Genomic DNA, 16,889 nt, shown 5'->3' with positions numbered 1-16,889 from the left:
AAAAAGGGATGAGATAAATGAAGTCTAATGAACGATCAAACTGACCGACAGAAGCAAGTAATCGAACTAGACGATATGAATAACAACGCCCCATTTGCTGATCCGCCAGATCGGCCAGATCCGCTAAATCAGTCAGACCAACAAATGGAAGCGCTTAAGTCAGATTAGAAACGATACGCCACCGTGACCAGTGCGCTACGTCCTTTTACCGGCGTGGCGCGTCCGCCTGATGCTGCCTCAAAATATTTTTCATCTGTCAGATTTTGCAGATTGAGGCGGATGTCGTAGTCTTTTTGTTTGTACGCAATGGTCGCATCGTAACGTTTGTAAGCATCAACATAAGCAGTCTCAAAATTATTCAGATAGCGCTTCGATGCATATAAAATACCGCCACCAATTTCCCAGTTCTGCATCGGGCTATACGTCGTCCAAACAGTGACATTATCACGCGGCGTATTCGGCAATGTTTTACCGACTGCAGAGATGCCGTTACTCAATTCTTTCAGTGCATTGATCTTGCCGTCTAGCAGCGTATAACCCGCCATCACTTGCCAGTCTGACGTGATACGGCCGACGACACCGACTTCAAAACCCTGTACCTGAGTGTCACCCGATAATGTCACTACAGAAGTCAGCGGATCCGTCGTACGGGCGTTGGTTTTTTTCACCTTGAAAATCGCACCATTCAGGCTCAGATTGCCGTCTAACAAATCAAGTTTGGCACCCGCCTCGATCGACTTATTTTTCTCAGGATCGAGATTCACATTCGACGCTGATAACACCAGAGTCTCTGTCGATGGATTAAACGACGTGCCATACGACACATAGTACGATTGTGACTCTGAGGGCTGCCAGATGACGCCAGCACGCGTGCTTAACATCTTATCGGTGTGAGATAAATCGGTTCTGACTTTCGTACTGTAATTGTAAGCGCTCTGCGACGCGCTATAACGGTCCCAGCGCACACCGCCAACTATTTTCCATTCTTTATTCAGATCAATCTGATCGTTCAGATAGACAGCAACCGTATCCGCATCTGAGTTCGTTTGCGTACTCAGGGTACGTACCGCCGTGGCGGGCTTGGCAGCATACGTGGTACTTGCCAGATTTAAAGAACCGAGGCCTGTCCATGCATAGGCGGTGTTCGCATATTTATCTTTGGCCAACGACAAGCCAGTAGTAAAGGTATGCTGAATCCCTGCGAGCTGCATTTTAGCGATCAGATCAGTCTGATTATCAAGACTGCTGTCGTCCACAACGCGGTCACGCGTGCTGTAATTCGCAGTAATCTGACTCAATGCCGCGCCCGCTGCTGGTGTGCCGATAATGCTTAGTGGAGTCGGCGATGCGGTGGTTTTGTATTTGCCGTATTGCGTACGATTTTGCAGGGTCGTGTCTTTATCGAATTTATGTTTAATGCTGGCACTGACGATGTCAGCGTCCTGATCATATTTATCATCCGTAAAACCATAGAAACGATTCGCAGGCGCATCAACTGGCTTGCCATTGACAACAGGAAAACCATAGTCAGGAATATCTTTATTCCGCTGAATAAAAGCTGCAATTAAAATCTCGGTCGGCGTACCGATTCCGAAACGTACTGACGGCGCCACACCGAAGCGTTTATTCTCGATGACATCGCGTGTTGACTTACTGTCCTGCGCAAAAGCATCAATCCGGAAAGCCGATGTCTCAGACAAAGGACGATTGATATCGACCGTACTGCGGTAATAACTATCTGTCCCCACAGTACCACTGACTTCGCCACTGGCCTTCAGATTCGGTTTGCGGCTGGCCTGATTAATCACGCCGCCGGTGGAACCACGGCCAAACAACATCGATGACGGCCCTTTCAGAACCTCGACCGCTTCCAGATTAAACGTATCACGGGTGTATTGGCCGCGATCACGAAAACCATCGAGATACACATCCGTACGTGCCGAGTAGCCGCGCAGGTTAATATTATCGCCAATCTGACCACCCTCCCCTGCAGAGATCGTAATACCCGGCACATTGCGCAATGCCTCAGTCATCGTGGTCGCCGCCTGCGCATTCAATACCGCACGGTTAACTACATTCACCGTCTGCGCAATATCACGCAGGTCGGTTGCGACCTTGCCAGCGACCGCCGTTTTTTCCGGCGCATAGCGATTTTTATCCGCATTGTCCTGGACTTTAATTTCAGGCAATGTGCTATCGGTAGTAGATACGGGAGCAGTTTGCGCCAAAGCAACAGGTGCGGCGACAGCGGCCAGCAAGGCAGCAGCCAATGGGGTAAGACGACGTTTCATTACTTTCCTTTTATTGTCAGCGATCCGGATCCCGTAGAGGATAGAGAAACCTAGATTCTTAGCGAGTGTAAAAATTGATTAAAAAATCAAATAAATAAGGCTGGCTGACAGAGGAGGAAGAGTGTCGTGGCTGGCTAAAAAATTGTGCGGCGATACACAGGAGTCAATTATAGATGAGAATGATTATCAATAACAAGACATTTTCTATCTTAAATTGCCTCCACAACATTTACTGCAAAGCTGCATATAAATGACAAGTTACCGTCAAACGGGTTACTGGGAATAGTGCGTGGTCAGGTCATTACTGAAATGTTTTGCAATGTTTGGTAGAATAAAAATCGGTCAATTAATCGGCCCGCCTACCTCCAAAAATCGTCGTGTATTCCCGTCTGAAAAACTAAGCGAAATTACTCCCGGTCTTACCACCATCATTTATCGTATAAGAACCAATCCGTTACGCCAAGGCGCTACACCGATCTCAAATCCACGCTAAATTTTGTCATTTGCTTAAACTCAAAACTTAGTTTCGATCATAAGCACAATTCACGATGCATGATCGGCAACGTCCGCATTAGAATCATGCTGCGGTCTCACGATCTGGTTCAGCTCTGGCTCAACACTGATTCAACCGGACCTTTACCTAGTACCGAAGCTGCGTTAGTAATGAACTTAACCATGCTAAAACAGGTCAACCTCCAGTCCGGATAAAGACCGGAGAGCACGGACGTAACTCATAAAAAATCTGCGCAAGGCATTGCGCTCGACAATAAGGAAGAGAATGAAACGCCAAACCAATACCACTCTGCTCGCTACTCTGCTCTTACTGGGCATCATCGGCAATGCGGCTGCGCAAAGTACGCCAGAAGACCCGCATCAATGGCTGGAAGATGTGACCGGAGACAAAGCGCTAGACTGGGTCAAATCACGTAATCAGATTACCCGCAGCAAGCTCGACGGCGATCCTGCATTTTTAAAATTGCGTAGCGATCTGCAGGTCGTTCTCGACTCTAAAGACCGGATTCCCGGCATCCGCAAGATGGGCAATTATTATTACAATTTCTGGATGGATGCGGAGCATCCGCGCGGCCTGTGGCGCAAGACGACGCTGGAGGAATATCGTAAAGCGCAACCTAAATGGGAACCGGTGCTCGACATCGATGCGCTGGCAAAAGAGGAGAATGAAAATTGGGTTTTTAAAAACAGTATCTGTCGCGATCCAGCCTATGATCGCTGCCTGATCGAGTTATCACGTGGCGGTGCCGATGCGGTGGTCATGCGCGAATTTGATCTGAATACCTTGAGCTTCATCAAAGATGGATTCAGCCTGCCGGAAGCCAAGATGAGTCTAGACTGGCGCGATAAAGATACGCTGTTTGTTGCTACCGATTTTGGTACTGGCACACTGACCGATTCTGGCTATGCACGTGTCGTCAAAGAATGGAAGCGCGGCACTCCACTAACTATGGCCAAAGTATTGCTCGAAGGTGAAAAAACTGACATGGCGATCTCGGCGCAGAGCAGTGATCACGGTGGTATTCATCACGAACTGGTGAACCGTCAAATTACGTTCTACACATCTGAACAATTTTTAAAAGAAGGTGACAAGCTGACGAAGCTTGATGTACCTAGCCATTCCAGCGTCAGTTTTTTTGGCAAACAATTCGTTGTCACGCCGCGTGAAGCATGGACCACGGGTGGCAAGACGTATGCAGCCGGCAGCATGTTAGCCATGGATTTTGATGCGTATAAAAAGGGCGAACGCAATTTCACTATCCTATTTGAACCTAGCGACAGCACCTCGTTAACAGGCGCGGCATATACAAAAAATTATGTGCTGGTGCAATCGTTGAATACAGTCAAAAGTAACCTGAGCGAATGGAAACTGGAGAACGGTAAATGGGTATCACGTCAGGTCGTCTTGCCGACCATGGGCGAAGTCGGCGTCAGTGCACTGGATGCCGATAACACCGATGATTATCTACTGCGTTATTCCGACTATCTGACACCGAGCGTCTACATCCTCGCTCATGCGGGCAACGATCAGCGTGAACCATTAAAATCTGCACCAAGCTTCTTTGATGCATCCCCTTATGAGACAACACAACAGTTTGCGACGTCTAAAGACGGTACTAAAATCCCTTACTTTCTGGTCAAGCGCAAAGACGTGAAATACGATGGCAACAATCCAACGCTGCTATATGGTTATGGCGGATTTGAAATCTCGCTGACGCCGTCTTATTCCGGCGGTATCGGTAAGTCATGGCTGGAAAAAGGAGGCGTATATGTGGTCGCCAATATCCGTGGCGGTGGCGAGTTCGGTCCGCGCTGGCATCAGGCTGCATTGAAAGAAAATCGTCAGCGTGCCTATGATGACTTTGCCGCAGTTGCTGCCGATCTGATTGCTAGCAAAATCACCAGCCCGCAACATCTGGGTGCGATGGGTGGCAGCAACGGCGGCCTGCTGGCTGGCGTGGCACTGACGCAGCATCCGGAATTGTTTAATGCGGTCGTCAGCCAGGTTCCTCTGCTGGATATGCAGCGCTATAACAAATTGCTGGCAGGCGCATCCTGGATGGGCGAATACGGCAATCCGGATATCGCAGCAGAATGGGATTATATCTCGCGTTATTCCCCGTATCAAAACGTGAAAGCAGGTGTCATCTACCCGAACGTACTATTCATCACCTCTACCCGTGACGACCGCGTCCATCCGGGTCATGCGCGCAAGATGGCGGCGAAGATGTTAAGTCAGGGCCATAAAAATGTCTGGTACTACGAGAACATTGAAGGCGGCCATGGCGGTGCGGCGAACAATGCACAACGTGCCGATATGTCCGCGATCACTTATTCGTTTTTGTGGAATATGCTGAAACGGGATAATGCGGATGTCGTGATCAAGCGCTAATCCTTAATTACTAATCACCGTGTCTGATCAACGCGTCTAATTCGAAAACCGCTGGCTCGCACCCAGCGGTTTTTTTCATGGTGGTCCGAACTAATTTGCGATACTTCGTTTTGATGGTGCGCGAAGAATCAACTTGATCTCATGTGCTATGCAACTGATTTTCAACACTCTCGTCTTGGATTGGATGCATTGTGTTGTGCGTCAAGATTTTTAATACAGGCAAATAAAAAATCAATCCGCAATACCGGCGAGCCTTCTGGCATGAAATGCCTTGAAAACCCGCACCAGCATTGCGGATTCGTTTTTGCTTCTTAAGCAATCATGTTTACAAGAACGCAGTCCCGCCAAATCAAATGCTGTATCATCCCTGGCTCTGATCGTAGCTGATACTGAACATCGTCTACAACGCTGCGCTATCGCAACACCGCCAATCCACCGATACAAAGCAATGACCAAGTCATCCGACGCCAATATGAGTTTGTACCATCTGCTTGCCCAATTTATCCGTGACCACAAACGTCACTATATTGCCGCCGCTGCAATGCTGTTCTCCGTTGCGGTTTTAACAGTACTAATTCCGCGCAAGGTCGGTGCGGTCATTGATGCGATGGTGGCACACAACCTGGATACCCGCAGCCTGGCAATACAGTTAGGTGAGTTAGTGCTGATGGGAGTGGCAATTTATTTTTTGCGGGTTGGCTGGCGCATACAACTATTCACCGCCTCTTTTCAACTCGGGGTGCAGTTGCGTACCCGTCTGTATCAGCGTCTGAGCCTGCAAGGCGCTCCTTTTTTTCAGCAGCAACGTACCGGCGATCTGATGGCGCTGGGCACCAATGATGCGGATGCGATTGAACTGGCATCGGGCGAGGCGATGCTGGCGGGTTTTGACGGCAGCATGACCTTTGCTCTGGTCATCGGCATGATGCTGCTCGGTGTGGACTGGCGGCTGGCGCTCGTCGCTTTATTGCCTTTTCCGTTTATGGCATGGGCATTTAAAACGATTACCCATCATGTGCATGATGCCTCGCGTGATTCGCTGGATCGCTTCAGCAAACTGAATGATCAGGTGCAAGAGACGCTGGCAGGTGTGCGGACCTTGCGTGCGCTCGGTCTTGAGCAGCGTAGCGCCGCGCAATTTGCGGAACTGGCAGAACGCGCTGCCGATGCCAGCCTGAGTGCACAACGCTGGGAAGCTGCGTATGAACCGGCAGTCGGCATTGCCTTGACCTCGGCAGGTGCGTTGACGCTATGCATGGGTGGCTATCTGGTATGGCATAACGAAATGACGATTGGTACCCTGACCAGCTTCACAATGTATCTTGGGCAACTGATCTGGCCGATGTTTGCTGCGGGCTGGGTATTGTCGCTGCTGGAGCGAGGCAAAGCCGCGTGGAATCGTCTGCAACCGGTATTAGCGCAGGAACTTAGTATTCAGGATCATGGTCGAATAAGCGCATTACCGCATGGCAGCTTAAGATTTAATGCAATCAGCTTCTCGTATCCGGGGCAGCAGGCAGTCGCCCTGGATCAGGTGTCATTTACCTTAGATGAAGGAAAAACTCTGGGCATCGTCGGACATACCGGATCGGGCAAATCTACCATCATCCGGCTTCTGCTGCGTCAATATGATACGACGCAGGGAAGTCTGCAATGGGGTGAGGAACGGATAGCGGACTACCGCTTACACAGTCTGCGCTCGGCAATCAATTGGGTCGCGCAAGAACCGTTTTTATTCTCCGCCTCCATTGCCAGCAATATCGCACTCGGTAACCCTGAGGCGACACGTGAGCAGATTATGCATGCCGCTACGCTGGCTGCGGTGCACGATGATATTCAACGCTTTCCGCAGGGCTACGATACGCCGGTCGGCGAGCGCGGCGTCACCCTGTCTGGCGGCCAGCGCCAGCGGGTCGCGATCGCCCGCGCCTTGTTGACAGACAGCCCTTTATTACTACTTGATGATGCCTTGTCCGCGGTCGATACCGATACTGAGACACGTATCCTGCAGCACCTGTACGAGCTGCGCCAACAGCGCAAAGAGCGCAGCGCCATCATCGTGAGTCACAGGCTTAGCGCCGTGGCCGACGCCGATCATATTATTGTGTTGCGTGAAGGCCGTATTATCGAACAGGGTACTCACAACGAGTTATTGGCGCATGCCGGATGGTACGCCTCGCAATGGCGCTATCAGCAACTGGAGGCGAGTCTTGATGCAGCCTGAGTTCACACAGAACCGCCCCATGACAGAAAGTAAGTCAGAAAAAAAACTAGCGGTGCATCTGCTGATGCAAGCAGCGCAACCAGAACGCCGCCATGTGGCATTAGGCATTTTTTATTTATTCATCGCCGCAGGACTGGAAGCGCTAGGGCCGCTATTGGGTAAAGCGTTTATTGATCGCTATCTGCTGCCTCATCAAATGGATGTAGCGATTGTCGTCGGTTTGTTAGTGACCTATCTCGCGACCGGCTGGTGGGCAACCTGGCTACGCTATCTACAACTGTCGCGACTAGCCGGTGTAGCGATGCGCTCAGTGCGTCGTTTGCGCGAGCAAGTGTACGGTCACGTATTACGCTTGCCAATGGCGTTCTTTGACAAAGCGATTACCGGACAACTCGTTAGCCGTGTCACTAACGATACGGAGTCGGTAAAAAATCTGTACGTCCAAGTATTGTTCGTCATGCTGGACTCTTCGATTGTCGTGATCGGCGCACTGGCAGCGATGGCATGGCTGGACTGGCGGCTGATGCTGATCGTGCTGATGCTGATCCCGGCGGTCGTGATTATCGTCTGGTTTTATCAGCGCTGGAGTGCACCGGCGGTCAGTCGTGCCCGTCAATTACGCAGTGAAATCAATGCGCAGGTTGCCGAGAGTATCAACGGAATGAGCGCACTACAGGCAAGTAATGCTGAGCTACGTTTCGGCGCCCGTTTTGATGCGACGAATCAGCAGCACTACCATGCGCGACTCGATGAATTGCGCGCCAATGCCTGGCTGCTGCGTCCAGCACTGGACTTGCTGAATTCACTATTGCTGGTCGTTGTGATTTTTTGCTTTAGCCAGCGTGATTTTTCGGGTGTAGAAATCGGTATTCTGTATGCGTTTGTCAGCTATATCGCCCGCGTAGTCGATCCGCTGATCCAGATTACTTTGCAATTCGGGCAGATACAACAGGCCGTTGTTTCCGCGGCTCGGGTGAATACCCTGTTGCGTGAGCCGACGAGCCAAGCGGTCGTCAGCGACGCACAGATAGTTAGCGGCGATCTGCGCCTGCAACATCTGCGATTTGGTTACGATCCTGCACATCCGGTGTTGCATAGTATTGATCTGCATATCCCGGCAGGAAGTTTTTTTGGCATTGTCGGTCACACCGGCAGCGGCAAATCTACCTTACTAAGTTTGCTGCTGCGCTTCTATATTGCGCAGTCAGGCCGTATTGCGATTGATGATCAGGACATTACCAGTTTTAGTGATGCGCACTTCCGCGCCAGCGTCGGGCTGGTTCCGCAAGAGCCGTTTTTGCTTGCCGCAAATGCGAAAGAAAACATCGCCATGGGACGTGATATCAGTGATGCCGACATCATTGCCGCGGCCAAAGCAGCACGGGCGCATGACTTTATTCTGCAACTCGAACAAGGCTATGAAACACCTCTGGGTGAAGGCGGCGCACGCCTGTCCACCGGACAAAAACAACTGATCGCGATTGCCCGTGCGCTGGCAGGAAAGCCGCGTATCTTGTTTCTCGATGAAGCTACCTCACATATCGATAGCGAGACTGAGCAAGTCGTACAAACAGCATTGACCGAATTGCGCGGTAGCGTAACGATCGTTGCGATTGCCCACCGGCTATCGACCATCCGCGATGCGGATCAGATCGTCGTTCTGAATCATGGGAACATCGCTGAGCAAGGTACGCATCAGCAACTGATGGCGCTGGAACTCGGGATTTATCAAAAACTATATTTGCTGCAAACCTTAGAAGAGTAAGAACGACATGAGTGCTTTGATGAAAATGATCGTTGGCGGTATCGCCATCCTGACCGCCTGTTTTCTTGGTGCTCTGATTTACATATTTTTCGGCATCTTGCCCAATCTGCCTTCGCTCGATGCGGTCACTGATTATCAACCCAAAATTCCGCTCCGTATTTATACCGCCGACAATGCGTTGATCGGTGAATTTGGCGATGAGCATCGTGATTTTATCGCGATCAAAGATGTGCCGTTAGTGATGAAAAACGCTTTACTAGCCATCGAAGACAAACGTTTTTATGAACATAGCGGCATTGATTTTCGCAGTGCCTTACGCGCCGTACTGGCAGATTTACGCGGCGGCTTTCATCAGGGTGGCTCGACGATCACCATGCAAATTACGCGCAATATTTTGCTGACACAAGAAAAAACGGTCATGCGTAAGTTCAAGGAAATTGTACTGGCCTACCGGATTGAAGCAGCCTTATCAAAAGACCAGATCCTTGAGCTGTACATCAATCAAATTTATCTTGGACAGAGAACGCACGGCTTCGCCAGCGCAGCGAATACCTATTTCGGCAAATCGCTAAAAGACATTTCTATCGCAGAGGCCGCGATGCTGGCAGGTTTGCCGCAAAATCCGACCCGCCATAATCCCGCAGTCAACCCGCAACGCGCTAAACAACGTCAACTGCTTGTCTTAAAAGCGATGCAAGACGATGGCTATCTTACGCAGGCGCAGTTTGATCAGGCTAGCAAAGAAGAACTGCATATCAGCAGTCATCAGCAGTTTGATGCGCATGCAGACTATGTCGCAGAAATGGTCCGTCAGCAAATCGTCGCCGAATATAAGGACACCGCCTACACCAGCGGCCTCAAGGTTTACACCACGATTTATAAAGCGGAACAGGATGCCGCTTACGAATCCCTGCGCCGCAATGTGTTGGCCTACGATCAGCGTCATGGCTATCGTGGTCCAGAGGCATTTATCGAATTACCATCCGATGAAGATGAGCGGGACGACGCGATTGATGCATTGATGTTAAAGCATCCGGGCAATGATAAATTGCTCTCCGCTGTGGTCATCGAAGCCAGCCCCAAATTAGTCAAAGCAGAAATGGCTTCGGGCGACACCATCACTCTCAGCGGAGAGACCTTACGCTTTGCCGATAAAGCACTGCAGGCGAATGCGAACCGTGATTTAAAAATCCGTCCCGGTGCACTGATACGAGTCATGCAGGATGCAAAAAAGCGTTGGACTATCACCCAATTGCCTGAGGTCGATGCCGCCTTTGTCGCGCTGAATGCGCAAGACGGGTCCTACCGCGCCATGGTTGGCGGCTTTGATTTCAATCGCAAGCAATTCAATCATGTGACCAGTGCATGGCGTCAACCTGGCTCGTCCATCAAGCCATTCATTTATTCAGCTGCTCTAGAAAAAGGCTATTCACCGGCGACCATTGCGAACGACGTGCAATTATCGGAAACCAGTACCGAAGAACTCAAATGGGATCCACGTAATGACGACGGTAAATATGACGGTCCGATCACACTACGCACGGCGCTGGCACAATCAAAGAATGTCGTGTCAGTGCGATTACTGAAAGCCATAGGCGCAGGATATGCACGTGACTTTTTGCCTCGCTTTGGCTTTGACATCTACAAGCAACCACAGAATCTGACGATGGCATTGGGCACCGGCTCAGTCACACCGATACAGCTTGCGGCAGCTTACGGCGTATTCGCTAATGGTGGCTATCAGATTAAACCCTGGCTGATCCAGAAAGTCACGGATGCACGGGGCAAGATCCTGACCGAGAACAAAGCCCCTGCGATCGCACAGGAAGAATCTCGCGTGCTCGATAGCCGTAATGCGTTCGTGATTGACAGCATGCTCAGAGAAGTCGTCAGAACCGGCACGGGAGCGGCAGCAACACAACGCCTTGGCCGCCGTGATCTGGCAGGCAAAACTGGTACAACCAGTGATGCGGTTGATGGCTGGTTTGCCGGTTATGCCGGTGATGTCGTCGCCGTAGCCTGGATGGGATATGACGATCCTAAGTCACTGGGCGGCAGAGAGTTCGGCGCGACTTTATCCTTACCGATCTGGATCGATTACATGCGCCAGGCATTGTCCGGCAAGTCTGAAATCCAGCGGGCCGTACCTGACAATGTCAGCAATGCAGAAGGTGACTGGACATATAACGAGTTTCTGAATGACGCCGGTATCAAAACGCTGGACATCGATCTGCCGGTAATGCCACCGCAATAAGAATACTCTCACAGGGAAATTTCAGGACAAAAAAAGCCCGCTACGGGAGCGGGCAAAAATCCTACCTTTGGAGAGTATTTCAGGATTGGTGCCAGTATATTTCTGAGATATTACGGCGATATGACAAAGATGAATGGTGAAATCATTGCTCGCCATTCTCCCGCTTTCCGTCTGAAATACATTGCTCTTTTCCTTACAATCTCAGCATCGCTGTGTAATCTGTTGCAGCAATGCAAAGCGATACAAATGTAGATGTTTCATCTACCATGAGAAATTTTTCATGAAGCGACAAGATTCATCAAATTACAGGAGACGTAATGGACATTGAAGTCTTATTCCCTACGCTGGTCGGTATCTCACAAGCGGATGACGCGACCAACAATGCGATCAGCGCAGAAGTCTTGCAGCAAAGAGCGCTCATGGAAAGTCTACTTAGTCAGTCCTGGGGAGACAATGTGCTGACCTCATTTAATAAAGAAAAAAACCTCTTCGCCCACGCCAGTCTGCACACACTCCGAAAATTTATTGAAGATAATATTCTCGAATTCGTTAGCAAAACCCGCAAGGATCAAGCCTTTCAATTTGATCATACGTACACGCAGAGCTGGATCAATATCACGAAGAAATTTGGTTTTCAGGAACGTCATAACCACGAGAGAAACGTCGAAGGCCTGCCCATCAGTGGCGCCTATTATTTCAACACCAATCAACACGACGGCGATCTCGCGATTTTCCCGACGGATATGCATTACAAATTGTTTGGTAAATATGTGATTGAACCAGCGATAGGTAAGCTGGTCCTGTTCCGCTCAGATGTGTTTCACCGGGTGAGCGCGAATATGACGGACAACGACAGAGTATCGTTTAGTTTCAATTATTTACTGACTAAGTAAGTAGGTGTTGGGCTGGCGATGCGATGCGACGCCATGTCTTGCAATGCATTACAACTGCAACCCGATCTCACTTCTTTGCCAAATAAAAAAAACCCGCCAGACCACAGCGGGTAAAAGTTCTACTTTTTGGAGAGAGTAGAAATCAGGAATACATAGGGATAGTAAGACTAGTTACGGCTACAGAAGTTCGACAAAGACAAAGTTCCGACAAAACAGATACAAAAGACAGACAATTGAGTAAGGGCAAGATGTCTTTTTTTCTTCAATGTTTCGTCCTCGTTTGAGATTTCACTAAGCGAAGCAATCAAATTATTTTTGAGAAAAACTACGTCAGATTAAGCCGCGATTGCTTCTTCGGCATCTGCGCTAGTCAGCATTCTCAAGGCCTCAAATCCTTGCTTCAGATCGCGTTGTAAGTCATGCACCGACTCTAACCCGATATGCAGTCGTATCATCGGCGACTTCCATTTAGAGGCATTGAGGCTGCGGCAATTCGATGGATTGGTCGGCAGGATCAGGCTCTCGTAGCCACCCCAGCTAAAGCCGATGCCGAACAATTCCGTTCTGTCGATCAAGGCGGCGACTTGTTGTTCCGTGATGTCAGCCTGGAATACAGCCCCCATCAGGCCGCAAGCATAGTCAGGGTGAAAATCACGTTTCCATAATGCATGTCCTGCGGCACCGGGCATCGGCGGGTACAGAACCTCAGCGATCTCGGGTTGCGCTTGCAACCATTGCGCGATCTGCATGGCACTGACACGATGCACCGCTAGGCGTGCAGCCATACTGCGTAAGCCACGTAAGGCTAAGGCAGCATCATCGACACCGATCGACAAGCCAAGCTGTTTGTAGGTATCACGTAAGCGGCCCTGCAACTCGGCAGTAGTCAGGATCACGCCCATCAAAGCATCGGAATGACCGACGATGTATTTAGTGGCTGCATGAATCGAGACATCAATCCCCAATTCAAATGACGACCAGCCTATCGGCGTCGCCCAGGTGCTGTCGGAGACCACGATAGCGCCGCGTGCGTGAGCGACCGCCGCAATCGCCGGAATGTCCTGAATTTCAAACGTCAGTGAGCCAGGAGATTCGACAAAAATCAGCTTGGTATTTAACTGCATCAGGTTGGCGATTCCACGGCCGATCGAGGGATCGTAATACGTGGTGCTGATACCCATTTGCTTCAGCAGTCCATCGCAAAACAAGCGCGTGGGATCATAGGTAGTATCGACCATCAGCAAGTGATCACCGGGTTTGAGAAAAGCCAGCAGCGTCGTGGTGATGGCGGAGAGTCCCGACGGTGTTAGTAGGCAGGCAGCAGCGCCCTCAGCGGCGCACAGCGCCTGCTCCAGCGCATAGGTGGTCTCGTTGCCATGACGGCCATAAATCGCACGCGTGCCGGTCGCCGCCTTCAGTCCGGCGACATTCGGGAACAACATCGTTGACGCACGGATTACCGGCGGATTGACCGGACCGTGATGAGCTTTGCCTTTGCGGCCTGCATGAGTGAGCTTGGTCGCTGTCTGCCAGTGCGATGTGGGATGTGTCATTGTTGTTCTCAGATTGATTTAGATTGCTGTAATTACTGTAATTGCGCTAAAGGCGGAGTTTCTTAAAACAAATTCGCGGCGCCAAAAGCTGGGGCAGTGCATCGTCGTTTTTTAAATCAGGCACAGGCAAATCCTAACAATGCTGAGATGAAATTTTTTACCAAAATTTCAGCTAAATTTCATGTATTTGAGAAAATTTTTCTATAAAATTAAATATATGGATAAAAAAGATATCGAAATTCTTCATATTTTGCAGAAAGATGCCTCTATCGCTCTGACAGACCTGGCGCAGGCGGTACATTTGTCAGTCACCCCCTGCTGGCGGCGGGTGCAGAGACTGCAGGATGATGGTGTAATTCAGCAGCAAGTGGTGTTGTGCGATCCGCGCAAACTCAATTTGGGTCTGACTGTGATGGTGGCGGTCAAGGCAGCGCAACACAACGAAGCCTGGATGCAGCGCTTCGTCAGCGGTGTGCGCGACATACCGGAGATTGTGGAAATTTTTCGCATGAGTGGCGACATTGATTACCTGCTCAAAATGCATGTGCCAGACATGGCGGGTTTTGATATCGCGTATAAAAAGCTGGTTAAAGTTGCTGATTTACAGGATGTGAGTTCTAGCTTTGTGATGGAAGTCATCAAAAGCACCACGGCGCTGCCACTGGATTATGCGGTACTGAAAACGAGTAAATCCTGAAATCATTCACATTAAAAATCAAATTAAAAAAAATCCATTAGTCAACATACTCCTCTAGAGTATTTTCCCAATCCCTATTCAAATATTGCGGAATAAGGCTAGTTTTATACAACAAATGGGGGAGTATGCCTCCGTGATGCAGAAAGTCTGAATGGAATTACTGGAAAGAATTGTCTCGATTATTTTGCCGGTGTTTATCGTGATCGGCCTCGGTTACGCCTATGCGCGCTACAAAGGGGCTGGCGTTAAAGACGATATGGTGGCGGTCAATCGGGTCAGCATGGATGTACTGTGCCCGCTACTGGTCTTTACCGCACTGGCTGGCAAAGATTTTGATGTCGCACACAATGCCTGGCTGATACTGGCGGGCGTTTTGATTGCCCTGGGTTCCGGTCTGTTGTCATGGCCTCTGGCGCGTCTGCTTGGTTACGACGTGCGCACCTTTGTGCCACCGATGATGTATAACAATTGCGGCAATATGGGCCTGCCTCTGGCAGCACTAGCGTTTGGCGCGAACGGACTGTCTGCGGCCGTCGCCTTATTCATGGCATGCAATCTCGTGTACTTCACGGTCGGGATCAAAATCATTCAACGCGGCCATCCTGATCATCAAGGTTCATCATTGAAATTTTTGTTCAGCCCAATGATGCTGTCCATGATGGTGGGCATGGTATTCGCACTGCTGCATCTTCATTTGCCAGACTATTTATTCATCGCTATGAAAATGATGGGCGACGCCTGTATCCCCATCATGTTATTTGCGTTGGGTGTGCGCATGCTGGACATCAGTTTCTCTAGCTGGCGCATCGGCGTCGTGGGTGCATTGATATGCCCTGTGGCAGGTTTGCTGGTTGCGCTGTTACTCGATCCAATCCTGCCTCTCAACTCCGCTCAACGTGGCCAGATGTATCTGTTCGCCGCCCTGCCACCCGCCGTTTTTTGTTTTATGGTGGCAGAGCAGTATCAGCAAGAGCCAGATAAGGTAGCGTCCATCGTCTTACTCGGCAATCTGGCGGCATTGTTGTTTGTGCCGGCAGGCTTATGGCTGGGGTTGCGATAGACAATTACGCAGGCACTTTTATTTTTTGTCGTATAAAAGCTCTGCATCTGCACTGTTAATTTAGTTAAAATTCTTTCTTCTTATTTTTTGACTGTCATCATGAGCGACTACGTCCAGACCTCCATCCGTAACCATATCGGCTTTATTACCTTGGATCGTCCGAAAGCGCTGAACTCGCTATCTCTGGCGATGGTTCGCGCTATTACGGCCACCCTGCTTGCGTGGCGCGACAATGCCGGAATCCGTGCAGTATTCATTCATAGCAGTAGCGAAAAAGCCTTTTGTGCAGGTGGTGATATTCGCTTTTTTTATGATGTCGGCACGGCGACGCCCAAAGGTGACAGCGCATTGCTGGAAGATTTTTTCACCGAAGAATACGCACTCAATCATCTGATTCATTTTTATCCTAAGCCTTATATCGCATTGATGAATGGCGTTGTGATGGGCGGTGGCATGGGCATTGCGCAAGCCGGTGAAGGCTGTCGCTTGCGTATCGTGACAGAGAGTACCAAAATGGCGATGCCAGAAGTGAATATCGGGCTGTTCCCTGACGTTGGCGGGGGTTATTTTTTATCGCGTGTGCCGGGGCAAATAGGCACCTATTTAGGATTGACGGGTGAGGTGATCAATGCCGCCGATGCGCTATATGCAGGGCTGGCAGATGTGTATATCCCGACCACTGAATTGCCTGCCTTGATGGAGATGCTGGCGACCACGACAAGCAGCGATATACGCTTAAGCATTACTGAATTTGCCGAGACTTTTACTGGTCAGGTTAGTGCGGAGCAGAGCCAGCTTGCACAACATCGTGCGATTATTGATCAGCATTTCTCTGGTCATGATGCAAAGGTCATTGCCGCTTCTTTGGTCAGTGATCCGCATCCATTCGCACAGCAAGCAGCGAGCGTCATGCAGAAGCGTTCCCCGTTACTGATGAGTGTCACTCTGGAGCAATTACGCCGCGGGATCACAATGTCTGTTGCCGATTGCCTGCGCATGGAACGCACCATGGTAAGGCATTGCTTTAAGCATGGTGAAGTAATAGAGGGCGTAAGGGCGCTGGTCGTTGATAAGGACAACGCCCCTCAGTGGCAACCAGCCAGCCTGGCGGATGTGACGACAGAAATGGTAGCGTCGTTTTTTGTCGATGCATGGCCAGATTACGCACATCCTCTGCGACATCTGGATGAATCGATTTAGTCTAAGTCTTGTCAATTCGCATTGAGCAATAGAAAAAAGCGCTGGAG

At 50.0% G+C, this 16,889-nt stretch carries 11 protein-coding genes; 9 read left to right on the top strand and 2 right to left on the bottom strand.

The window, feature by feature from the left end; translation table 11 throughout:
- The first annotated feature begins 27 nt into the window (after positions 1-27).
- On the top strand, positions 28-168 hold the full coding sequence (locus tag ACO0LE_RS10125) for a hypothetical protein (protein WP_422960245.1): 141 nt from the start codon (positions 28-30) through the stop codon (positions 166-168).
- On the opposite strand, the gene ACO0LE_RS10120 is transcribed toward ACO0LE_RS10125, so the two are convergent.
- Positions 165-2,291 (bottom strand): TonB-dependent receptor, encoded by a 2,127-nt coding sequence (locus tag ACO0LE_RS10120; protein ID WP_422960244.1) that lies wholly within the window; start codon positions 2,289-2,291, stop codon positions 165-167. The two genes, ACO0LE_RS10125 and ACO0LE_RS10120, sit on opposite strands and share 4 nt — an antisense overlap.
- A gap of 778 nt (positions 2,292-3,069) precedes the next feature.
- Here ACO0LE_RS10120 and ACO0LE_RS10115 point away from each other — a divergent pair.
- The 5 genes from ACO0LE_RS10115 (at position 3,070) to ACO0LE_RS10095 (ending at position 12,332) form a co-directional block, all read left to right on the top strand.
- A complete protein-coding gene (locus ACO0LE_RS10115; protein ID WP_422960243.1) occupies positions 3,070-5,196 on the top strand; it encodes a prolyl oligopeptidase family serine peptidase in 2,127 nt (708 codons plus the stop codon).
- Between the two features lie 472 nt (positions 5,197-5,668).
- Positions 5,669-7,420 carry an ABC transporter ATP-binding protein gene (locus ACO0LE_RS10110; RefSeq protein WP_422960335.1) on the top strand — a complete coding sequence of 584 codons (1,752 nt, stop codon included), beginning with the start codon at positions 5,669-5,671 and terminating at the stop codon, positions 7,418-7,420.
- A 19-nt stretch (positions 7,421-7,439) separates the two neighbouring features.
- Positions 7,440-9,185: an ABC transporter ATP-binding protein gene (locus tag ACO0LE_RS10105; protein ID WP_422960242.1), complete on the top strand. Its 1,746-nt coding sequence runs from the start codon at positions 7,440-7,442 to the stop codon at positions 9,183-9,185.
- Between the two features lie 7 nt (positions 9,186-9,192).
- On the top strand, positions 9,193-11,439 hold the full coding sequence (locus ACO0LE_RS10100) for a penicillin-binding protein 1A (RefSeq protein WP_422960241.1): 2,247 nt from the start codon (positions 9,193-9,195) through the stop codon (positions 11,437-11,439).
- A 317-nt stretch (positions 11,440-11,756) separates the two neighbouring features.
- Positions 11,757-12,332, top strand: a complete 576-nt coding sequence (locus ACO0LE_RS10095) for a putative 2OG-Fe(II) oxygenase (RefSeq protein ID WP_422960240.1) — start codon at positions 11,757-11,759, stop codon at positions 12,330-12,332.
- Positions 12,333-12,667: 335 nt separating this feature from the next.
- Here ACO0LE_RS10095 and metC read toward each other — a convergent pair whose 3' ends face one another.
- Positions 12,668-13,885, bottom strand: a complete 1,218-nt coding sequence (gene metC, locus ACO0LE_RS10090; protein WP_422960239.1) for a cystathionine beta-lyase — start codon at positions 13,883-13,885, stop codon at positions 12,668-12,670.
- Between the two features lie 217 nt (positions 13,886-14,102).
- Here metC and ACO0LE_RS10085 point away from each other — a divergent pair, with 217 nt between their 5' ends.
- The 3 genes from ACO0LE_RS10085 to ACO0LE_RS10075 all read left to right on the top strand — a co-directional run bounded on the left by ACO0LE_RS10085 (position 14,103) and on the right by ACO0LE_RS10075 (position 16,842).
- The gene (locus tag ACO0LE_RS10085; protein ID WP_422960238.1) at positions 14,103-14,582 is read left to right on the top strand and encodes an Lrp/AsnC family transcriptional regulator; all 480 of its coding nucleotides are present in this window, start codon (positions 14,103-14,105) and stop codon (positions 14,580-14,582) included.
- A gap of 151 nt (positions 14,583-14,733) precedes the next feature.
- A complete protein-coding gene (locus ACO0LE_RS10080; RefSeq protein WP_422960237.1) occupies positions 14,734-15,642 on the top strand; it encodes an AEC family transporter in 909 nt (302 codons plus the stop codon).
- A 99-nt stretch (positions 15,643-15,741) separates the two neighbouring features.
- The gene (locus ACO0LE_RS10075; RefSeq protein ID WP_422960236.1) at positions 15,742-16,842 is read left to right on the top strand and encodes an enoyl-CoA hydratase/isomerase family protein; all 1,101 of its coding nucleotides are present in this window, start codon (positions 15,742-15,744) and stop codon (positions 16,840-16,842) included.
- The last annotated feature ends 47 nt before the right edge of the window (positions 16,843-16,889 follow it).

The organism is Undibacterium sp. Xuan67W, from assembly GCF_049340165.1.
Lineage (GTDB): Bacteria > Pseudomonadota > Gammaproteobacteria > Burkholderiales > Burkholderiaceae_D > Undibacterium.
Note: the sequence above shows the minus strand (reverse complement) of the source record. Positions and strands in the feature narration are given on the sequence as shown.